The organism is Sorangium sp. So ce131, from assembly GCF_051519095.1.
Classification (GTDB): domain Bacteria; phylum Myxococcota_A; class Polyangia; order Polyangiales; family Polyangiaceae; genus Sorangium.
This window is the reverse complement of sequence record NZ_CP150455.1, coordinates 11,537,161-11,558,568: the sequence shown is the minus strand read 5'-3', so window position 1 is coordinate 11,558,568 and position 21,408 is coordinate 11,537,161. Positions and strand designations below refer to the sequence as shown.

General features: G+C 74.7%; 11 protein-coding genes and 1 pseudogene. 7 read left to right on the top strand and 5 right to left on the bottom strand.

Features of this window, described 5'->3' with window-relative positions; translation table 11 throughout:
- Positions 1–15: 15 nt before the first annotated feature.
- On the bottom strand, positions 16–933 hold the full coding sequence (locus WMF43_RS41945; protein ID WP_437673550.1) for an AAA family ATPase: 918 nt from the start codon (positions 931–933) through the stop codon (positions 16–18).
- Positions 934–1,657: 724 nt separating this feature from the next.
- On the opposite strand from WMF43_RS41945, the gene WMF43_RS41940 reads away from it, so the two are divergent.
- Both WMF43_RS41940 and WMF43_RS41935 read left to right on the top strand, forming a co-directional pair.
- The gene (locus WMF43_RS41940; protein WP_437673549.1) at positions 1,658–2,566 is read left to right on the top strand and encodes a hypothetical protein; all 909 of its coding nucleotides are present in this window, start codon (positions 1,658–1,660) and stop codon (positions 2,564–2,566) included.
- Between the two features lie 312 nt (positions 2,567–2,878).
- Positions 2,879–8,410 carry a hypothetical protein gene (locus tag WMF43_RS41935; RefSeq protein WP_437673547.1) on the top strand — a complete coding sequence of 1,844 codons (5,532 nt, stop codon included), beginning with the start codon at positions 2,879–2,881 and terminating at the stop codon, positions 8,408–8,410.
- A gap of 408 nt (positions 8,411–8,818) precedes the next feature.
- Here the strand turns inward: WMF43_RS41935 and WMF43_RS41930 are convergent.
- The 3 genes and pseudogenes from WMF43_RS41930 to WMF43_RS41920 all read right to left on the bottom strand — a co-directional run.
- Positions 8,819–9,070 (bottom strand): annotated as a pseudogene (locus WMF43_RS41930) (SemiSWEET family transporter); the annotation flags it as partial.
- 210 nt (positions 9,071–9,280) lie between these two features.
- The gene (locus WMF43_RS41925; RefSeq protein WP_437673546.1) at positions 9,281–9,796 is read right to left on the bottom strand and encodes a hemerythrin domain-containing protein; all 516 of its coding nucleotides are present in this window, start codon (positions 9,794–9,796) and stop codon (positions 9,281–9,283) included.
- A 307-nt stretch (positions 9,797–10,103) separates the two neighbouring features.
- Entirely contained in the window at positions 10,104–10,313 is a 210-nt protein-coding gene (locus tag WMF43_RS41920) for a hypothetical protein (protein ID WP_437673544.1), read from the bottom strand.
- A gap of 360 nt (positions 10,314–10,673) precedes the next feature.
- Between WMF43_RS41920 and WMF43_RS41915 the strand changes: the two genes are divergently transcribed.
- From WMF43_RS41915 to WMF43_RS41895, 5 genes are all read left to right on the top strand, one after another.
- Entirely contained in the window at positions 10,674–11,972 is a 1,299-nt protein-coding gene (locus tag WMF43_RS41915; RefSeq protein WP_437673542.1) for a tetratricopeptide repeat protein, read from the top strand.
- A 489-nt stretch (positions 11,973–12,461) separates the two neighbouring features.
- Positions 12,462–13,997, top strand: a complete 1,536-nt coding sequence (locus WMF43_RS41910) for a cation:proton antiporter (RefSeq protein WP_437673540.1) — start codon at positions 12,462–12,464, stop codon at positions 13,995–13,997.
- A 1-nt stretch (position 13,998) separates the two neighbouring features.
- Positions 13,999–14,703 (top strand): potassium channel family protein, encoded by a 705-nt coding sequence (locus WMF43_RS41905; RefSeq protein WP_437673538.1) that lies wholly within the window; start codon positions 13,999–14,001, stop codon positions 14,701–14,703.
- Positions 14,704–14,764: 61 nt separating this feature from the next.
- A complete protein-coding gene (locus WMF43_RS41900; protein WP_437673536.1) occupies positions 14,765–18,787 on the top strand; it encodes an nSTAND1 domain-containing NTPase in 4,023 nt (1,340 codons plus the stop codon).
- Positions 18,788–18,940: 153 nt separating this feature from the next.
- A complete protein-coding gene (locus tag WMF43_RS41895) occupies positions 18,941–19,960 on the top strand; it encodes an ADYC domain-containing protein (protein WP_437673534.1) in 1,020 nt (339 codons plus the stop codon).
- A gap of 566 nt (positions 19,961–20,526) precedes the next feature.
- On the opposite strand, the gene WMF43_RS41890 is transcribed toward WMF43_RS41895, so the two are convergent.
- Positions 20,527–21,108 carry a peroxiredoxin gene (locus WMF43_RS41890; protein WP_437673533.1) on the bottom strand — a complete coding sequence of 194 codons (582 nt, stop codon included), beginning with the start codon at positions 21,106–21,108 and terminating at the stop codon, positions 20,527–20,529.
- Between the last annotated feature and the right edge of the window lie 300 nt (positions 21,109–21,408).

Here is a 21,408-nt window from a genome sequence, read left to right as displayed (position 1 = left end):
GTCGTTTGATCGGGATCACGCACCCGCTCCCTGGAGCGCCTGAAGCCGCTCTTCGACGTCGATGTACGAGAAGTACTCGGGGTTCTTCTCCTTGAGCTGCTTCTCGATCTCCTTGCGCCGCGCCGTGTCCCCGGATTCGAAGGCAGCCTTGCGTTCCTCGAGCAGGCGCGTGATCTCCTCGCCGAACGGCTGCGTGCCGTCGAACGCGGGGGAGAGCAAGATCTCCTCCACCGGGTTGTTCGCGTACAGATCCGTGGCGTCGTCGACCACGCAGGTCTTCCGCCCTCGATCGTACCGGCAGACGAACACACGCGCGCGGGGGACCGAACCGACGATGAAAGGCGAGTGCGTCGTGGCGATGATCTGGAGGTTCGGGAACAGGCTGAGCACGTCGCGCAAGAAGCGCTTCTGCCAGCGAGGATGCAGGTGGTTCTCGGCCTCGTCGATGAGGAGCAGCCCGGGCGTCTTGCACAGATCGGATGCGTCCGTCTCGCGCAGGACGTGCACGGCGTACATCTTGCCGAGCAGGCCGATCATGTGCTGGATGAGGTACGCGTTTCCGCTGCTCAGGTTGGAGAGCGGGACGAGCTGCCCGCTCTGCCGCACCATCGGCATGAAAGCGCGCCGGTCCACATGGCTCAGCTCCCCGTCGAGCACGCTCAGCTCGACGATGCGGCGTATGGTCTCGTAGAGGACCTCGCCGTCACGGCGATCGCGAGGATCCTCGCTGCCGCGCAGGTAATCGAAGGTGCAGATGAGCTCGGTCACCGCGGCGTTGCGCTGGATGCCTTTCAGGGCGTCTTTCAGAAAGAGCTTCGGCTCTTGCCGTGTGAGCTGGTTGATCGTGTATGCGTCCGTGGGTAATGCGGAGCGCCAGAAATCCACTACCCAGTTCGGGCAACCCTTCCCTTGCTCCACTTTCAAGGGAAGCATGGAGATGTCTTTGCGAACATCGCTGAACCCGTGCGTCCCTGGCTGCACCTAGCACTCCTGCCCGCGCATCGGACAGCTCCGGCGGCCGACCTCGCCGGCCGACGACGCAGCGCTGAGTTCACGGCGGCTGCTCGACAGCTTTCCGAGCTGGCTCACCGAACGGCAACAGCAGCAGCAGCCTGGGGCAGCGGCATGTGCACGGACAAGGCTTGAGCTGCTGCCTCATCCGCAGCGGGTGGACGTCGGACCGGTAGCTCGGGAACACTTCCGGTGCCCTGAGGGCGGTCGGACCGGTCCCTGGAGCTTGTTTTCAGTGTCCTGAGGCGGTCGGACCGGTCTGCGGCGCCTGGTTTCGATGCCGGAGGGCCGCTCGGACCGGTCATCGGCGCCTGTTTCGACCGCCCGAGGGCGGTCGGACCGGTCATCGGCGCCTGTTTCGACCGCCCGAGGGCGGTCGGACCGGTCATCGGCGCCTGTTTCGACCGCCCGAGGGCGGTCGGACCGGTTCCTGGGCCGTTGTTTCGAGGTCCGAGGGGCGGTCGGACCGGTTCCTGGGCCGTTGTTTCGAGGTCCGAGGGGCGGTCGGACCGGTCTGCCGAGATCGTTCCAGGTCCAGCAGGGCGGTCGGACCGTCGAGGGCGCCCTTTCTGCTGCGCGGCGGCCCTCTGCGGCCGTACGCCGCACAGACCGTGACCAGTCCTCCCGCACGCCCGGAATCCACGGCATGCGACCCAAGTATCCCATTCATCCCCCCGAGCTCCTCTCTTCGCCCGCCGACCCCGCGGAGCCGCCCTCCCATCCCGATCCCACCCCCGCGCCGTTCCCGGCGCCCTCGCCGCCCCCGGCCGCCGCGGCGCCGGCCATCGCCGTCGCCAGGCCCCCCGACCAGCGCGGACCCTTCCGCGCGGACGGGATCCGGCCCGGCGACCCGTACGAGCTCTCGCACGGGCATCCGAACTTCTGCCTGCCCAGCAGCGGGCGTTGCTCCGGCCCGACGCTGCTCGGCGGCACCGTCGTCGCCTGGGATCCCGCCGTCTCGGAGGCCGGCGTGCACGCCGGATACAGCCCCGCGCCCGAGCTGCTCTGCGCGCCCGACGTCGCGGTGGGCAACGTGCCCGACACCCTGGGCTGGGCGCCGGGCGCGCCGGCGCTCGCCGTCGAGTACGCCGACCTCGGCAGGGACGAGGCGCGCCTTGCACAGAAGATCGCGGACCTCTTGGGCGCAGGCACACGCTGGATCTGGGTGGTGCGCCTCGAACCGCCCCGGCACGTCGAGGTGCACACGCCCGGCGAGGTGCCGCGGCGGCTGTTCCCGGGAGAGCTGCTGCGCGCGCCCGGCGTGCTGCTGAACCCGGTGCAGGTCGAGGCGCTCTACGACCGGACCGCGGCGCAGCGGGCGCTCCTCGCCAACCTGCTCCAGCGCGAGGGCCACGCGAGCCTCGAGTCCCTCCGCAACGCAGGCCTCCGCGCCGGCCGCAGCGAGGGCCTGCGGCGGGCGGTGCGGGACGTGTGCGAGGTGCTCGGGATCGCCGTTCCGCGCGAGGACGACGCGGCGCTCGCCGAGCTGGACGAGCCCGAGCTCGCGGCGCTGCTCGACCGGCTGAAGCGCGAGCGGCGCTGGACGCTCCTGTAGCGCTGCTGAACGCGCTGCGAGCTCGATGAACACGCTGCGAGCTCGACCGCGCCGCCGGGGAGCCTTCCCCCGGGAAGCAGCAGGGGAATACGGCGGCGCGGGGCGCTCCAGGTCATGGCTGTAAGTTGATGTAGTCGTTCGGTTTTCTCGGAGCGTGTGCCCCCCTGCGGCCCGGCCCCGGCCACCCCCGGGGGGCGGGCCGTCGCACCTCCCGCGCCGACCGCGCCGCTTGCGCTCGCGACCGGAAATCGGATAGCCGGAGAACCCACGGCGCGCGGGGCGCACGGTCGGCATGGGGCAAGGATAATCGCGGTGGATCTCGACGCCTTCGCGCCCGCTGCCCGCCGCGCGCTGCTCGGCGCGGCGCTGGCGATCGCGCTCGGGGTCGCCCCGGGAGGGCGGGAGGCCGCCGCCGCGGAGCCGCTCGCCTGGGTCGCGCCCGACAGCGCGCGGGTCGTCGCGTGGCGCAGCGGACCCGCGCCGGGCGCCTCCGCTGCGCCCGCGGCGCCGCGCCCGCCCGCCGCGGTCGACCCGACGGAGGCCGTCGCGCTCGGCCCGGAGGAGCTGCTGCTCGTGCCGGTGGAGCCGGGCGACCGGCTGGAAGTGCGCGGCGCGATCGCGGGCATCGGCCTCGGGTCGGGCGTCGGGGACACGCCCGACGTGATCACCTGGATGCCGCTGCCGCCCCTCCAAGCGGGCGCCCGCGACTTCGCCGTGCCGGCCTGGTCGAGCGCGCGCTTCGCCGCCGTGCGCGCGGCCGTGCCGCGGGGCGCGCCGACCACGGAGGTCGCCGTGCGGGTCGCCGCGCGGGAGAGCTGGCCGCTCGCGTGGTACCGCCTCGACGAGGACGTCGCCGCCTGGCTCGCCGGCCGCGCGCCCGCGCCCGCCACGGCGCCGGGCGAGGCCGGCGCGCTGCTCCGCTGGGTCGACGCCGCGCGGGCGGCGCTGTCGCCGCCGGGCGCCGCGGGCGCGGCGGGCGCGGCGGCCGCGGCGGTACCCTCCGCGCCGTCCACATCGTCCACACCGGCCGCCGCGAGCCTCGGCTCCGCCGCGGCCGCGTGGCTCACCGCGCGTTACCTCGAGGAGTCGCTGCTCCTCCGGCCCCTCGTCGAGCCGTACTTCGTCGCGCGGCACGTCGAGGTGCACGGAGGCCACGATCGCACCGACCTCCCGGCCCTCGAGCGCGCCACGCCCTGGCGCTCGCTCGCGGCCGGCGCGCGGATCGAGCTCCGCGCGCCGGGCGCCGACGTGCTGCGCGTCGCGCTCCGGCCGAGGGCGTACGGGGCGACGCGCGTCGTGGTCCGCGCCGGAGGCGCCGTGGTCCGGGAGCTCGCCTTCCGCACCGGGCCGCGGCTCGCGGACGCCGCGCGCTGGAGAGAGCCGCGGTGGATCCGGGTGCCGCTGCCCGTCGACGCGCGCGCGGCCACCGTCGAGGTCGTCGAGGGGGAGCTCGCCGTCGCCGCCGGCGGCTTCCGGCAGCGCGCCGGCGTGGCCGAGCTCCTGGCGCCGCAGCGCGACCGCGCCGCGCTGCTCGACCGCGCGGCGCAGCGCGCCCCCGCCGGCGGTCGCGCGGAGGCGCTCGCCGAGGCGCCGCGCCTCCTCGCCGCCGCCGATCGGGCCGCCGCCCCCGACGCGGCGAAGGCGGCGCTCGACCTCGCGGCGCGGCCGGGCGTGCCGCCCCCGATCCGGGCGCTCGTCCTCTCGGAAGCGGTGCGGTGGGCGCCGTCTCCCGGCGCGGCGTTCGCGCGCGCCGCGCAGGCCTACACGGCGGCGCAGGGCGGCGCAGGAGCGAGCGCCGCGCCGCTCCAGCGCGCCGCCCTGTCGCGGCTCGCGGCGGCGCACGCCGATCCGGGCGCCGCGGGCGCGCCCTGGTCGACGCCGGCGGAGACCGCAGCCCCGGGCGGCGCAGCCGCAGGCCCGCACGGCGCAGCCGCAGGCCCGCACGGCGCAGCCGCAGCCCCGGGCGGCGCAGCCGCAGGCCCGCACGGCGCAGCCGCAGGCCCGCACGGCGCAGCCGCCCGCGGCGCAGCCGCAGGCCCGCACGGCGCAGCCGCAGCCCCGGGCGGCCCTGGCGCACATCCGGACGACGCCGCGGCGGTTTCGGCGCTCGGCGCGGCCCTCTCGCCGCCGCGCGACGGCCGCCGGCCGGCGGGGGCGCCGCTCGCGGAGCGGTACGCGCTCGGCCACGGCGACGTCGAGAGCGCGGCGCCCCTCGCGCGGATGGCCTGGGCGCGCGAGGCGCCCTGGGACGCGCTCGAGCCTCCCGAAGGCGCAACCGTATGGAGCTCGATCGCGCCGCCCCGCGACGCGCCGCCGCCCCCGCCGCCCGCAGCCGGCGCCGCACCGGAGCGCGCGGCCGCGGGCGCGCTCTGCGAGATCGACGCCGAGTCCGGGCTGCGCTGGACGCTCCTCGACGCCCCGCGCGCAGCGCTCACCGTCGAGGCGCCGCCCGGCGCGCACGCGCGGGTGCTCCTCCGGAGCGCCTCGAGCGAGGTGGTCCCCGAGTCGTCGGTGCTCATCGACGGCACGCCGGCCGCGGTGCACGGCGGCGCTGGGCTCACCTCGGTGGTCGCCGTGGCGCCCGGCGCGCGCATGTTCGAGCGGCCCGCCGGCGCGCCGCCGGTGCTCGCGCGCATCCCGCGCAGCGGCCGCGCGCCCTGCGCGTCGCTGCGCGAGATCACGCAATGGGCCTGGATCGACGGCGCCGCGACCTTCGTGTTGCCCGACCCGGAGCGCGCCACGGTGGCGCGCGTCGTGGTCGCGCCGCCCGCCGACCCGAGCGCGGCGGCGGGCGCGCCGGAGGCCACCGGCACGGCGGCGAAGACGCCAGAAGCCACCGGCACGCCGGCGGGCGCGCCCGAGACCACCGGCACGCCGGCGGGCGCGGCGAGCGCTGCCGGCGCTCCCCGCGGGCCGGGCAGCGCGCCGCGCGACGCGGCGAGCGCAGGCGGCGGCGGGCGCGTCCTCCGCGTGCGCGCCGGCGCCTTCGTCCACGAGGCGTGGGTGCGCGCGGGCGCGACGGGGACGATCGAGATCCCCGTGCCCGCCGGCGCAGGTGCGCTGCAGGTCGAGACCGCCGGCCCCACGCTGCTCCGCGCCGCCGTGCGCCTGCACCCGACCGCGCCCGCCCCGCCGCGCGTCGTCACGCCGGCGCGCCCGCCCGCGAGCGCGCCCGTCGACGGCACGCTCGAGCAGATCCGGAGCGCCACGCGCGCCCTCCGCGCCGCTCCTCCCACGGCCCGCGCGGCGCTCCACGCCGAGCGGGCCGCCGCGCTCGACGCCCTCGGCTTCCCGGCGCTCGCCGCGCTCGACCGCGCCGCCGACGACGACGCCCTGGGCGCCGGGCAGCTCCCCGGCGCCGCGAGCGCCGGCGCGCCGCCCGTGACCGTGTTCTCCCTGCCGCCGGGCAGCCCGCCCGCCGTGCCGCTCGGCCTGCCCGCGCGCGTGCCGCCGCTGCCGCTGCCCGCGGACGTCGCGCCGCTCGCCGCCGCCCGCGGCGCCGTGCGGCTCGCCGGCCCCGCGGGCACAGCGCGCGGCGTCGCCCTGCTCGCCGGCCCCGCGGGCGGCAGCGCGGGCGCGGACGCGCTGCTGCTCGGCCTGCTCGCCGAGCAGGCCGGAGAGGCGCGGATCGCCGCCGACGCCTTCACCCGGATCGGCCTCACCCACCGCTCCGCCGCGGCGCTCGCCCGCGCCGCGAACCTCTCCACCGACGTCGCCGCCGGGGCCGCGACGCCCGACCGGCGGCTCACCTTGCGCGCCCTCGCGCTCGCCGAGCTCGCCGAGCAGGAGGCCGCCCGCGAGGCGGGGCTCGCGGGCCCGGCGCAGCGTCCGCCGGCCGCGCTGGCGCGGCTCGCCCCGGTGACCGGCTGGGACGCGCCGCCGCGCGCCGACGCGACGGCCGGCACCGCCTCGCTCGAGATCCGCGCCCGGGCCGAGCGCGACCTGCCGCTCCGCGTGCGCGTGCGCCGCGCGCTCGTCGACGCGCCGGAGCCGGCGCTGCTGATCACCGACGGCGCGCGCGCCGAGTTCCGGCTCGACCGCGCCGAGCCGGGCGCGATCGTGCTCGACGGCGTCTGCCGCGCGCTCGACCGCGAGGAGACCCCCTGCGCGTTCAACGTCGCGCTCGACGGCGCGCCGGTCGCGTGCTCCGCCGCGGCCGCGCCCATGACCGGCCGGTGCGTCGTGCAGGTGCCGAAGGGCAGCCACCGCATCGAGGCGCGGCCCCCGGCGGACCGGAGCGCCCTCGGCTGGATCCGCGCGACCGCGGCCGGCGCCGCGCAGCCCTTCTCCGGCCGCGTCCTCTCGACCTGGCAGGACATCGACCCCGCCCGCCCCCTGGAGCTCGCCTTCGCCGGCCCGACGGTGGTGCGCATCCGCGCCCGCGCCGCCTACGAGTGCGCGGCCTCGCCGCGCGGGCGCGCCGACGCCGCGAACGACGGCGATCCGGCGTGCCGTCCGGAGGTCGTCTCCGCGGCGAGCTCCGGCGTGCTGCGCTTCTCGGTGGCGCCGCTCGGCGCCGCGCCCGGGTCGGCCGACGCCGCGCCCGGGTCGGCCGGCGCCGCGCCCGGGTCGGCCGGCGCCGCGGTGGTGCAGGAGGGGATGATCGCGCTCGACGCCACCGAGGACCGCGCCGCGCGCCGCCTCGGCGTCACGCGCGAGCCGTTCTTCTGGCTCGGCGACGAGGTCGAGGCCCGCGTGGCCGTCCTCCCCGAGGGGCCGCACGTGCTGCGCATCGCCTCGCCGGCGGGCAGGGCGCTGCTGCGCGTGGAGCTCGCCGTCGCGCGCGGCGCGCCTCGCCCGCGCGAGCCGGCGCCGGCGCCGCCGCCCCTGCCGCCGTCCGCGCCGGCCGACGAGGTGCGGAAGCCCGCGCCCCCGGTGGGCGAGGACCCGGACCCCGGCCCGCTCTCGCTCGGCGCGTACCTGCGCTTCGTCGACAGCGAGCTGACCGAGGAGGATCTCCGCCTGCCGCTCCGCTTCCTCGAGCTCGGGGTCGACGTGCACCGCGAGCTCGCCCCGCAGCGCGCCTGGATCGCGGCCGCGGGCTTCGGGCGGCTGCGCGACGGGCCGGAGAGCTTCGGCGCCGAGGCGCGCTTCGACCTGAGCTCCAGCGGCTGGCTCCCCGGCGCCGCGCTGAGCGGTCGCCTCGTCGTCCAGCCGACGGACGGGGGCACCGCCGCGGGCGGCCGCGCGAGCGCGAGCGCGTTCTGGTCCATCCCGCTCGGCGAGCTCACGCTCTCGCCCTGGGCGGCCTTCACGCTGCTCGCGGTGGACGACTCGCTGCGGGGCGTCTCCGGCGCGGACAAGGACGTCTTCACGCCGTACGCGGCCGAGCACCGGACGCAGGCCTCGCTCGGCGCGCGGCTCCGGCACCGTCCGTTCGTCGACGCGCTCGTCTCGGCGGGCGCGTCGCTGCGGCTGAGCCCGGTGCCCTCGACGCTCGACCGCATCGACGCGACGCTCGACCTCGACCTCTTGCCGGGCCGCGGGCTGTCGCCGTGGATCCAGCTCGGCTGGCTCGCGAGCTACCGGCCCGTCAACGAGACCCGCGACGCCGCGTTCCTGCGCGACGCGTTCACCGCGGGGCTCACGTTCTGGAGCTGGCTCTCGCGCGGACACCGCGCCTCGATCGGCGCGGAGGGGACGTTCCTGTTCGACGTGCCGAGCCCGGCGCAGACATCGCCGCGCCTCTCGGCGCTGCTCTTCGCCCGCTGGGACCTCGCCGCAGGCCGCGGGCTCCGCGACTTCCCGCCAGCGGCGACGCCGTTCCGCGACCGGCTGGAGGAGGGGAGCGGCCGCATCGAGCGGGAGCGGCCGGCGGTCGAGCCGTCGTGGCAGGAGCCGTGACGTGGGAGGAGCCGAGTTCCGAGCGTCACAAGTCTGACCAGGGAGCCCGAGAGAATTAAACGCAAAGGCGCAAAGGCGCAAAGGCGCAAACCAGAATTATATTTGTATCTTTATATCTCTGTATTTTGCGCCTTTGCGCCTTTGCGTTTAATTCTCTCTTCTCTCGCCGTGAACCCTGCCAAGACTCCTGACAGGCGGAACTCGAGTGATCCCCCGCTCTTACGTGGCCAGCGCCCGCGGATCCCGCCGCTTCCCGCCCAGCCCCGCGCCCATCCGCGCCCTGCGCGCGGCGGCGACGGGACGCGCCGCGCGGGCTCGACCCAGCGCCGCGCCCTTGCGCCCGAGCGTGCCGTGGAGCCTGAAGCTCCGCCGCGGCTTCTCCCGCTCCTCCTCCGGCTGCGCCGCCCCGCGCCGCCGCTGGAGCTGCACCAGCGCGTAGCCGGCGAGGCCGTTCGCGAGCATGAGCGAGTTCGTGACCACGAAGACCCAGTTCTCGACCATCCAGCTGTAGACGACGAACCCGGACGACGCGGCCATCTGGCCGAGGAAGAGCCACTTGGAGACGCCCTGGCTGCTCTTGCTCTTCCACTGCTTGTAGACCTGCTTGGCGACCGTCAGGACGAGGATGATGGAGCTGGCCCAGCCAATGACTTCTTCCATGATCGACCGATGAACTCCCGCGCTCGCGACCCCGGCCGACGCTCCCCGGGCGCGCGCCGGATACCCTCACGTCCGAGAAAAAGAAAGCCACAGGGGCACAGGGAGCACAGCGCGTTTGTCCTCTTCCGCCGTGCTCCCTGCGCCCCTGTGGCTCGAATTCCCGCTCCCTGACCCCTCCGCCGCCGGCGGTCCAGCCCGGGTCAGCGCAGCTCAGCCCGGGTTGGCCCCGTTCGCGTGCTTCGCGTGGCTCGCCTTGTCCGCCGACGTCTTCTTGTAGCCCGCCGGGAGGAGCGCCTCATAGCCCTCGGCCAGACGCTGCTCGAACTCCGCCTTCAGCGCCTTGCCCAGCTCCTCGAGCTGCTTCGCCTCGACGGCCTCCTCCACCTTCGGGAAGAGCTCCTCTTCCTCCTCCTCGACGTGGTGCTTGATCAGCTCCTTCAGCGTCGTCACGCGCGCCTTGAACGAGACGTCCTCCGGATCGGTCGAGAGCAGCCGCTTCAGCGCGAGCTCGGCGATCGCGTGCTCCTCGTAGCTCTCGAGGATCAGGTCCTCCTTGATCTGCCGCACCGCGGGATAGAAGCTCTCCTGCTCGATCGCCATGTGCGCGACGAGCTCGTTGGCGAGCTCGGCCAGGAGGGGCCCCGGCTCCGATCGGCCGCTCTCCAGCTGCTTGAAGATCGACTCCACCTTCCGATGCTGCTTCTCAAGCAATGACGTAGCTTTCATGATCCATCCTCCTCGACATGCTCGCCGCGCCTCCGCAGCACGGCCCGGGGTCCTTCGCATCACCGCGCCGCCCGCGGAGACCTGAGCGCAAGCGCGTCGCGGGACTCCTTGGCGGCTCGGGCCGAGGGGGAAAGCGGACTCTCGCCGGGATTGCCCGTGCCCGCTTTCCCTCTCGGCCCGAACCGCCCGAGCTCCCGCCGGGCTTCGCTCTCTTCCTTCAGGGGCTCGCCGGGAGCTCGCCTGCCGCTCTGTCCGCGAGCAGGCACCACGAGCCCCCGGCGCGTCCGTCCGACCAGGAGACGACTTGCTAGTCGGTCTTCTCCTCGATCTTGTCTCCGGCCTTCTCGGCGGCGTCGCCCGTCGACTCCGCTGCGTCCTTCGTTTCGTCCTTGACGTCGCTCGCCGCGTCGTCGACGGCCTCGCCCGCCTTCTCGGCCGGGCCTTGCGGCTCGGGCTTGCTGCCCCCACAGCCGAACGCCATCGTGGTCAGGAGCAGCGACAGATACACTGTTTTCACGGTCCGATCTCCTCCACCGTCGCCTGCGCCCAGCGCTCGTCCGCTTCCAGGGCGCTTCCGGCGGCTCTTCAAGGGTCTTTACAACGCTTCGCTTGAGCGGATCCTGAAGAGCAACCCGCGGGCCAATCGAGGCCCTGAGCCCGCGCGCCCCCCGCCGCGGCCGGGCCCCACACCGGCCCAGAGCGCTGGTGAGACAGAACGCCTCGACCGTGGCGTCCTGCGACGCGCAACGGCCGCTCGCCCGCCGGCGCACGCGCGGCGCCCACCGCCTGGGCGGCCGCGCGGCGCCCCGCGCAGCGGCGCGGCGCATTCGCTTGGCCCCCGTGCCGATCGGAGCAAGAATCGACCCGGAAAGCGCCCATGATCAACGACATCGCCAGCGCGCTCAGCGCCATCTTCACCGGTGAGCGGGCCCGCCTGCTGCACGTCATCATCCCGGCGCACGTCCACGGGCACACCCTCGCGCTGCTGCGGGCCCTCGGCGAAGCAGGCCCGTCGCCCCGGCCGGTGTGGGTGCTGGCCGACCCGACCTACGGGCCCAGCCGGGGCTGGGCCGCCCGCGCGCGCTCGCTCGCGCGCGAGCTCGGCGCGCCGCCGGGGGCCGCGGACCCCCCCGGGCAGACCCCCCTGGCCGGCCCTCCGGGCGAGCCGCTGAGCGCGTTCGCGGCCGTGCTCTCCGACCACCTCGCCGCCTGCGGCCCGGACGCGAGCGCCGTCCTCGTGCTCTCGCCGCAGCACATCGACGACCCTCCCGCCTACGCCCGCGACCTGCTCTCCCTCGCGCAGCGCCCCGAGCTCTCGCCCGTGCGCTGGGTCGTCGTGGACCCGGTGCACTCGAGCGTCGGCGATCTCCTCGCGCGCGTCGGCGAGGGCACGTCGCGCGTCGTCTGGCCGGAGGCCGACAGCGCCGCCATCGCCGACATCGAGCGGCTGCTCACCGATCTCTCGGCCCGCGGGCGGCGGCTCCCCGCCGACCTGGAGGCGCGCATCGCGCCCGGCTCGCCCCTGCGCGCCCCCGACCTGCTGCCCGCGCGGCGCCTCCTCCACGAGGCCGACAGGTGCTTCCAGGCCGGAAGGCACGCCGAGGCGGCGCAGCTCCAGCAGCAGGCCGAGGGGCTGCTCTCGGGCCGCGGGCTCGGCGAGGAGGCCGTCCACGTCGCCATGCAGCGCGCGCGCTCGCTGATCGCCGCGGGCACGGTCGAGGAGGGGCACCGGGTGTTCGTCGCCGCGCTGAAGGAGGCCGAGCGGCGCGGGCTGCTCGCGATCATCCCCGAGGCCTACGCCTCGCTCGGCAGCCTCCACAGCAAGCACCGCCGGTTCCAGGACGCCGCGGAGGCGTACTCCCGCGCCGGGGAGCTCGCCGACCGCCGCGGGAGCCGCGAGTTCGCGGCGGACATGCACCGCTGCGCCGGGCACGCGGCGCTCAACGCCGACATGCCGGACGCCGCCGCGCAGTCGTGGCGGCGCGCGTTCGAGCTGCTCGGGGCCATGGCCCCGGCCGTGGGCGCGCTCGAGAAGCCGCAGCAGATCGTCATCCTCGGGCTCGCCCTCGCCGACGTGTTCGAGTCGCACGGCAACCTTCCCGCCGCGCGCGGGCTCCGGGGGCACGCGGAGGCCATCGAGACCCGCAACCCGCGGCGCTCGGAGACGTGGAGCTGAGGCGCCGGCCGGGCGCGCCGGAGCGCCCCGGGGCGAGGCGCCGCGCGGCGACAGGCGGCCCGCTCGCGCAATAACAGGCGTCGAGGACAACCATTGAGTCGCCCGGGTCTCGCCATGTCACCTCGCGACATGGCGTCTCCCAGGAGCGCTGCTCTTGCTCAACCAGGCTCTCCGTGAGGGCGGGGAGACGGGCAGATCGTCGGGATTCCCTCCCTGACTCGCCTCGATGGGGCTCGCGCGGCCCCACTCCCCTCTTCCACCAGGGCAGAGCGGGCAGAGGCGCGCCCCGCGCGCGCGCCGGTCGGCCGTCTGCCGGCGCCTCGCGCGCCTCACGCGTCTTGCGATTCCGGAGGCGATCATGTAGCGCAGATCTACGGTGCGCTCTCTCGAGGACCCCGTGCTCATCGCGACGCGCCCGCCGCGCGGGCCCCTTGCTGTCGTCCTCGCGCCGCCGCGAGGCGCGCCATGCACGCCGCCGCGAGGCGCCCCATGAGAGAGCGGCTCGAGAGCCTGCTCCTCGTCCTCGCCGTCGGCTCCGCCGTCGCGATCGGCGCGAAGCGCGTGGGGATCCCGTACAACGTCGCGCTCGTGATCGTGGGGCTCTTGCTCGTCGTCGTCGACGTGCTCCCGAACACCCCGATGGATCCGGAGGTCATCCTCATCGCGTTCCTCCCGGTGCTCGTCTTCGAGGGCGCCCTGTTCGCCGACGCCGACAGCCTCCGCAGCGCGAGCCGGCCCATCCTCGCGCTCGCCGTGCCGGGCGTGATGATCTCGCTGCTCGGCACCGCCGCGGTGGCGACCCTCGTGCTCGCCCTGCCGTTCGCGGTGGCGCTCCTCCTCGGCGCGCTGCTCTCCATCACCGACACCGTGAGCGTGCTGCTCGCCTTCCGGAGCGTCCGCGTCCCGCACCGGCTCGCGGCGATCATGGAAGGCGAGAGCCTCTTCAACGACGGCACGGCGCTCGTCCTCGTGGTGCTCGCCTCGCGCGTCGTCTCGAGCGGCGCCTTCCACGCCGACGAGACGCTCCGCGAGCTCGTGGTCGCCATGATCGGCGGCGCCGCCGTCGGCGGGGCGTTCGGCGCCGTCGGGACGGCCCTGCTCCGCCGCACGCCGGATCACCTGACCGCCATCCTCGCCTCCATCGTGCTCGTCTTCGCCACGGCCCTGCTCGCCGAGCGGCTCCACGCCTCGCCCGTCATCGCGGTCGTGGTCCTCGGCGTGATCGTCGGCAAGGCCGCGCGCCGCCTCCTCGAGCCCTCGCGCGTGCTCGCCCTCCAGGGCTTCTGGGAGACGAGCGGCTTCGCCCTCAACGTGCTCCTCTTCCTGCTCGTCGGCATGCAGATCCAGGCGGAGATGCTCCTCCGCGAGGCGGCCTCCATCGGCCTCGCCCTCATCGCGCTGCACGCGGGCAGGGCGGTCGCCGTCTACGGCTGCTTCGGCGTGCTGCGGGCCCTCACGGGCGAGGTCGTGCCGCTCCGCTGGCAGCACGTGATGCTGCTCGGCAACATCAAGGGCGCGCTCTCGATGGCGGCCGTCCTCAGCCTGCCGAGCGACATGCCCTACCGGGACCGCCTGGTCACGATCGTCTTCGGCGTGACGTTCGTCACGCTCGCGGCGCAGGCGCTGCCCTTCGCGCGGATCCTCAGGTTCCTGCGGGTCGCGATGACGACGTCCGACAGCGTGCTCGACGCGGCCAAGGCCACGCTCATCGCCGCGCGGCGCGGCCAGGCCGAGCTCGACGAGCTGCTCGCGGCGGGCCTCGTGTCCCGCAAGGAGCACGCCGAGCGCCGCGCCGCGTTCCAGCGCCGGGTGATCGGGGCGGAGGCCGCGCTCCAGACGCCCCAGGGCGAGGCCGTCCGGGACCACCTCACCGACCTCGCCCTGCTCACGGCGCAGAAGGCGGCGGTGCTCGACGCGGCCAGGCGGGGGCTCATCGCCGCCGACACCGCGAACGCCCACGCGAACGAGCTCGACCGGGCCATGGTGGAGCTCCCGACCACGCACGATCACGGAGGAGGCAGCTGACATGCGCGTGCTGATCGCGGGCGCCGGGCGCGCAGGGCTGAGCGTCGCCGTCCACCTCGCGAAGATGGGCCACGACGTGACCATCGTCGATCGCGACGAGTCGATCGCGAACAGCGCCTTCGAGCGCCACGGCCTCGTCTCGCTCGTGGGGGACGCGACCGACGCCGGGCTCCTCAAGGAGGCGGAGGTCGCGCGCGCCGACGTCGTCGTGGCCATGCTCCGGCGCGACGCCGACAACCTCGCCGTCGCGCTGCTCGCCCAGGCCGCGGGCGCCAAGCGCGTCATGGTGCGCATGCGCGACCCCGACTACCGCGGCGTCTACGTCCGCGCGGGCGTCCACCGGATCCTCTCGGAGATCGACGTCTTCATCGGCGCGATGGCGACCGCCATCGAGCACCCGGGGGTCCGGCACGCGATGGTGCTCGGCGCCGGCGAGTCGGTCGCGTTCGAGATCGACATCCCGGCCGACTCGGCGGTCGCGGGCCGCTCCGTGAGCGTCATCGCCGGCAGCGCCGGCTTCCCCGCGTCGTGCGTCTTCGCCGGGCTGTACCGGGCCGACGGCCGCATCGAGGGGCCGCGCGGCTCGTCGATCGTCGCGGGCGGCGCGACGGTGCTGCTCGTGGCCGCGCGCGACGAGCTCGCGGAGGTGATCGCGTTCTTCCACCGGCGCGATCCGGGGAGCAGGGCCCAGGACCGACCCCGCTGAGGAGCGGATGGACAGAGGATCACCCGGTCGTCGCTGAGGGTGCCGGGGGAGGCGCGCTCCCGTGAAAGAGAAGACAACCCCGACCTTCTCGCAGCCCGCCCCGCGCCGCGGCGACGCGGAGACGCAGCCGCGGTCGGCCGACGGCACAGCGCCATCGAGCCTCGCGCCGCCGTCGAGCCTCACCCCGCCGGTGAGCCTCACCCCGCCGGTGAGCCTCACCCCGCCGTCGAGCCTCACCCCGCCGTCGAGCCTCACCCCGCCGGTGAGCCTCACCCCGCCGTTGAGCCTCGCCCCGCCGTCGAGCCTCGCGCCGCCGTCGAGCCTCACCCCGCCGGGCCGCATCGACGAGTACCGGCTCATCAAGCCGCTCGGCAGCGGCGGCATGGGCGACGTCTACCTCGCGCACGACACGCTGCTCGACCGCATGGTCGCGGTGAAGTTCATCCGGGCGCAGGAGGTGGACGCGGCCTTGCGCGCGCGGCTGCTCGCCGAGGCGCGCGCGGCCGCGCGCATCCAGCACCCGAACGTCGTCAGCATCTACCGCGTGGGCGAGCTCCGCGGTCAGCTGTTCATCGTCTCGGAGTTCCTGCGCGGCGAGAGCCTCGACCGCGTCGACGTGCCGATGCCCTGGCAGCGGGTGCTCGAGCTCGGCGCGGGGCTCGCGCGCGGCCTCGCCGCGGCCCACCGGCGGGGCGTGCTGCACCTCGACATCAAGCCGGCCAACGCGGTGCTCACGGACGAGGGCGAGGCGAAGCTGCTCGATTTCGGGCTCGCCAAGCTGCTCGATCCGGCGGCGCGGCCCGAGCCGCTCGGCGCCGAGATCGACGCCGCGGCCGAGATGGCGGCGGCGCTGCTCGACGCGCGGACGAGCGTCGGCGGCGGCACGCCCCACTACCTCGCGCCCGAGCTGTGGCGCGGCGAGCTGGCCACGCGCCGCTCCGACGTGTACTCGCTCGGCGCGCTGCTCTTCGAGCTCTGCGCGGGCGCCCCGCCGCACGACGGCGTGCCGCTGCAGGAGCTCGCGCGCGTCGCCGCGAGCGCCACGCCCCTGCCCCTCGCCGTCGTCGCCTCGGGCGTCGACCCCCAGCTCGCGGAGGTCATCGACCGGTGCCTCGCGGTCGACCCTGGAGCCCGCTTCGCCTCGGGCGACGAGCTCCGCGACGCGCTGGAGCAGCTGCTCGCGCGCGGCCGGCGCGACGAGGCCGCCCCCGAGGGCAACCCGTACCGCGGGCTGCTCGCCTTCGACCTCGAGCACCGCGCGGTGTTCTACGGGCGCAGCTCCGAGACGGGGACGATCCTCGACCGGCTCCGCTCCGAGCCGATGATCGTCGTGGCCGGCGACTCGGGCTCGGGCAAGTCCTCGCTCTGCCGGGCCGGCGTGCTGTCGCTCGTGCTGGAGGGCGCGCTCGGCGACGGCCGCGCCTTCCAGGCGGCGATGATGGTGCCCGGCCGGCACCCTCTCGCCGCGCTCGCCGCCGCGCTCGAGCCCGCGCTCGGCGCCCCCGCCGAGCGCCTCCTCGAGGTGATGCGGTCCTCGCCCGGCTCGATCGCGCGCGACCTGCGCGCGCGCCTCGGCGATCACGGGGGCCTCGTGCTGTTCATCGACCAGATGGAGGAGCTCGCGACCCTGAGCAGCCCGGCCGAGGCGGCGCTCGTCGGCGAGGTCCTCGGCGCCTTCGCGGCGCGCTCGCCCTCGCTGCGCCTGCTCGCCACGGTGCGCGGCGACTTCCTCGCCCGCGTCGCCGGCGCCTCCGGCCTCGGCGACGAGATCGAGCGCGCGCTCTACCTGCTCCGCCCGATGTCGGCCGAGAAGCTCCGCGAGGCCATCGTCGGCCCGGCGCGCGCGAAGGGCGTCGCGTTCGAGTCCGACGCGGTGGTCGACGCGCTGGTCGCGTCGACCGCGCGCGCCGAGGGCGGCCTGCCGCTGCTCCAGTTCGCGCTCGCCGAGCTGTGGGACGCCCGCGCCGCGCCCGACGCGCCGCTCAGCAGCGCCGATCTCGCGCAGATCGGCGGCGTGGAGGGCGCGCTCGCCCGCCACGCCGACCGCGTGCTCGCCCGCATGCCGCCCGCCGTGCACGCGGCGGCCCGGCGGCTGCTCAGCGCGCTCATCACCCCGCAGAACACCCGGGCGCGGCGCGCCGAGGCCGAGCTCGCCGGCGACGACGCCGCGCGCGCGGCGCTCGAGGCGCTCGTGCAGGGCCGCCTCCTGTTCGCGCGCGAGGGCGAGCAGGGCACGGTCTACGAGATCGCCCACGAGGCGCTGATCCACGGCTGGGGCACGCTGCGCCGCTGGATCGAGGAGCAGCGCCACGAGCGCGCGGCGCGCCAGCGCCTCGAGGCCTCCGCCGCCGAGTGGGAGCGGCTCGGCCGGAGCCGCGACGCGCTCTGGAGCGCGCGCCAGGTGCGCGAGGCGAAGGGCCTCGAGCCGCACGACCTGCCGCCGCGCGAGGCGGCGTTCCTGCGGGCGTCGCGGCGGGCGGTGCTCCGGCTGCGCGCGACGCGCTGGGCGCTCGCGGTGGGCGTCCCGCTGGCCGGCGCGCTGCTCTACGGCGCGCTGGAGCTCCGCGCCGCGCGCGAGCTCGCCGCGCTGGAGCTCCGCGCCGCGCGCGAGCTCGCCGCGCGGGCGGACGCGCAGGCGGGGGAGGCGGCCGCGGCCTACGCCGAGGCGAGGCGCGCGGGCGCCCTGGCCGACGCGCTCCGGGAGCAGGCGTTCGCGGCGTTCGCGCGGCGGCAGCGCGACGAGGGCGAGGCGCTCTGGCAGCGCGCGCGCGCCCGCGCCGCGGAGGCGGAGCGGCACGCGCTCCGGGCGAGCCAGCGGCTCGAGGCGGCGCTCACGCTCGACGGCGCGCGGCACGACGTGCGCGAGCGGCTCGGCGACGTCCTTTACGAGCGCGCGCTCGCCGCGGACCGGGACGGCTACGCCTCGCTGCGCGACGAGCTGCTCCAGCGCATGACGACGTACGATCCCGGCGGGGAGCGCCGGCGGCGGTGGAGCGCGCCCGCCGAGGTGCTCATCGAGACCGACCCTCCCGGCGCGGAGCTCACCCTGGAGCGGTACACGGAGGACGCGGAGGGGCGCCGGGAGCTCGGGGACAAGCGGGTCCTCCGCTCGACGCCGCTCGCGCGCCTCGCGCTCGAGCAGGGCTCCTACCTCCTCACCTGCGAGGCGCGGAATCACGCCATCGTCCGTTATCCGTTCCTGGTCCGCCGCGGCGTCCCCCAGCGCCTCTCCATCCCGCTCCCGCGCGCCCACGACGTCCCCCCCGGGTTCATCTACGTCCCGCCGGGTCGCTTCCTGTTCGGCGCCGCCGACGACGACATGATCCGGCGGGCCTTCCTCTCGACGGTCCCGATGCACGAGACCAGCACCGGCGCCTACCTCATCGCGCGGCACGAGACGACGTTCGCGGAGTGGCTCGACTACCTCGCGGCGCTCCCGGAGACGTCGCGCGCCCGCCCTTCGATCCAGGTGGGCAAAGGCGCGATGGAGGGCGCGCTCCTCCTTCGTATGCTCCCCGGCGGAGTCTGGCAGTTGACGCTCCAGCCCAGGGTGCAGTCCTACACCGCGCGGGCTGGCGAGCCGATCGTCTACGCCGCGCGTCCGTCGCGGGCGCGCCAGGACTGGCTTCGTTTCCCGGTCTCCGGCGTCTCTTTCGCGCAGGCCGCCGAGTACGCTGCCTGGCTTGACGCGACGGGTCGTGTCCGCGGGGCACGGCTCTGCACGGATCTGGAGTGGGAGCGCGCCGCGCGCGGCGCCGATGGCCGCATCTTCCCGCACGGGAACCGGCTGTCCCCCGACGACGCCAACTTCGATGAGACGTATGGGAAAGAGAGCTCCACCATGGGTCCGGATGAGGTGGGCTCGCACCCTGCCTCACGTAGTCCCTTCGGGGTCGACGACATGGCGGGGAACGTCCTCGAGTGGGCGATTTCGTCGATCGAGGTCGACAAAGTTCTTTTGCGAGGAGGCGCTTACATTTATGATCAAACCACGGTCCGCAGCGACAATCGGACCGTTATCGACGGCACCTCTCTTGATCCGGTGATCGGGCTTCGAATCTGTGCCTCCTTTCCGCCGCCGTGACCTGTGACGATTCCCGCGGCGGCGCGGCGTCTCCGGACGTCGTCGCCGGGCGGTGTTCCTCTCGCGCGACTCGGAGCCTGATGGCCAGAGAAGGACTGTCGACGCAGGGCGTAGTGTGTCGTGCGTTGGGCGTTGAGCGCCGGGAGGCGATGTATGTTCGGACGAGGTGTTCTGTCGGGGCTTTCGATCGGGCTCGTCTCGCTGTCCGTCGGGTGCGTCGCGGAGCTCGAGGGTGTCGAGGGCGTCGAGGGCGAGGTGGAGATCAGCGAGAGCCTGGCTGCCCTGAGGGGGCTGAACAGCATCAACCTGAACGGCACCCAGCTGAACGGCACCCAGCTGAACGGCATCCAGCTGAACGGCATCCGCTACAACGGGATCCGCTACAACGGCGTCACGCTGAGCGCGACGCTCCTGCAGGGCACGCGCGCGAGCGACGGCCACCTGGTGAGCGGCGGTGATTTCATCGGCGCGGAGCTCGACGCGGTGTTGGAGGACCTGACGACGGTGGCCCTTCGCATCACGAACGTCGCGGAGCGCAATGGGATCACGTATTACACGGTGAAGTACGACAGGGGTGGAGGCCTCTGGGCGAACATCTGCGGCGAGGGCCTCGACGCGATCCCGGTGAAGGGGGTTTGGGACCCGGCGACCGGGGACTACTCGGACGACGGCGACAGCTTCACGTTCGGCTGCCAGGGCGCGGCGATCGGGAAGTGCGCGGAGTGGGGGTACCGGGATTGGCAGCCCGGGGAGGAGTGCAAGGGGAACCGGTGCGAGAGCAGGGATCTGTCCTACTTCCACAGGGCGTGCGTTCGCCTGGTGCGCGCGGATTACTGCGGCGACGGCGTGGCGCACACGAAGACCGGGACGGCGATCGACCTCTGGGATGCGCTTGACATCCAGAGCAAGACCGAGGGGACGGGCATGAGCCTCGAGGCGGAGTGGACGGTGGACGGGGCGGCGTGCGTCAAGCACACGCGCTGGCGGGGGCCCGGCGGCAGCAACCCGGATTACGATTACATCATGGCGCATTGTCCGGAGCGGTGGGCGGGGAGTGATCCGAGCTGCGGGGGCGTCTCGTCGACGTTCTATCCGCAGAACGGGTTTGCGACTCCGCTCGGTCAGCGGAAGCTCCTGCGCAACGCGTCGTACACGACGAACGTCTCTCCGTGAGGCGAGGGGAGGGCTCCTCTTCGCCCTCCCGGCCTCCCGTTCCGCGGCTTCCGCCTCCCGTTCCGCGGCTTCCGCCTCCCGCCTCCCGTTCCGCGGCTTCCGCCTCCCGTTCCGCGGCTTCCGCCTCCCGTTCCGCGGCTTCCGCCTCTCGCCTCCCGTTCCGCGGCTTCCGTCTTTCGTCTCCCGTCTTTCGTCTCCCGTCTCCCGTCTTTCGTCTTTCGTCTCTCGTGCTCGTCTCTCGTGATCGTGATCGTGATCGTGATCGATATTTTTCTTGCGCGTCTACGTGCGCCAGCATCCGAGTAGATAATGCCCGCGAGATGCGCTGGCAGACCCTCCGGATTGCTGATGATACTCGTGCACGATCACGATCACGATCACGATCACGATCACGATCACGAGAGACGAGCACGAGAGACGAAAGACGTGAGACGAAAGACGTGAGACGAAAGACGTGAGACGAAAGACGTGAGACGAAAGACGTGAGACGAAAAGATGGATCCGTGGAGACGGCGCCCGGTCGCCGCTCGATGCGGCGATCCATCACCCATCCACCCGCGTTCTCCTCAGCTCTTCGCGGCCGCCAGGATCGCCGCCGCATGCTCCTTGGGATCCACCTCCAGCCACACCTGCTTGATCGTCCCATCCTTCCCGATGAGGAACGACTGCCGCGCTGCGAGATCGCTGCGCAGCGGCACGCGGAACGCCCTCGCGACCGCCCCGTCCTGGTCCACGACCAGCGGAAACGGAAGCTCGTATTTCTCGATGAATGCCTGATGACTCTGCGCGTCCTGCCTCGACACCCCGTAGGCCTCGACCCCGGCAGCCTGGAGATCCGCCCACCCGTCGCGCAGCCCCTTCGCCTGGATCGTACAGCCCGGCGTATCGTCCTTGGGATAGAAGTAGACGAGCACCTGCTTGCCCTTCAGGCTCGATAGCTTCACCTCCTTGCCGTCGTGCAGCGTGAAGGTGATGTCGGGCGCGGCGTCGCCGGGCTTGAGCGCCGCGGCCTGCTCGGCCCCCGGCGAGCCCGTCGCGGCCGGCTTTTCGGCGGACCCGCCGGACGCGCTCGGAGCCTCCTGGCAACCCGCGGCGAGGGCCAGCGCCGCGAGCGCGATCATGGGGACAAGATGAGCTCTGGTTGTCATGGCGCGCATGATCCCACCGGGCCCCCGGAAGACGCAAGGGAGCGAGGGCGGCCGCAGCGCTCGGCCTCGCCCGCTATCCCAGCGCCCGCGCGGCGCGCGCCGCGCGCCGGAGCGATCGCAACACCACCACCTCCGACTCCCTGCCGCGACCCTCATCCCAGGATCGACAGCCCGGTCCGCGCCGTCTTCCCGGCCACCACCGCCGAGCCGCCCGCGCTGGAGCCGCGCCATTCCCCGCGGCTCCTCGACCCCCCTCCACCCCAAAAGGACCGAGATCGCGAGGCCCGACGCGGGCCCCAT

Excerpts from the sequence above, each read along its gene's own strand:
- WMF43_RS41925 (WP_437673546.1), bottom strand. The coding sequence starts at position 9,796 with ATGAAAGCTACGTCATTGCTTGAGAAGCAGCATCGGAAGGTGGAGTCG.
- WMF43_RS41890 (WP_437673533.1), bottom strand. The coding sequence starts at position 21,108 with ATGACAACCAGAGCTCATCTTGTCCCCATGATCGCGCTCGCGGCGCTG.
- WMF43_RS41910 (WP_437673540.1), top strand. The coding sequence starts at position 12,462 with ATGAGAGAGCGGCTCGAGAGCCTGCTCCTCGTCCTCGCCGTCGGCTCC.
- WMF43_RS41945 (WP_437673550.1), bottom strand. The coding sequence starts at position 933 with ATGCTTCCCTTGAAAGTGGAGCAAGGGAAGGGTTGCCCGAACTGGGTA.
- WMF43_RS41940 (WP_437673549.1), top strand. The coding sequence starts at position 1,658 with ATGCGACCCAAGTATCCCATTCATCCCCCCGAGCTCCTCTCTTCGCCC.
- WMF43_RS41915 (WP_437673542.1), top strand. The coding sequence starts at position 10,674 with ATGATCAACGACATCGCCAGCGCGCTCAGCGCCATCTTCACCGGTGAG.
- WMF43_RS41905 (WP_437673538.1), top strand. The coding sequence starts at position 13,999 with ATGCGCGTGCTGATCGCGGGCGCCGGGCGCGCAGGGCTGAGCGTCGCC.
- WMF43_RS41895 (WP_437673534.1), top strand. The coding sequence starts at position 18,941 with ATGTTCGGACGAGGTGTTCTGTCGGGGCTTTCGATCGGGCTCGTCTCG.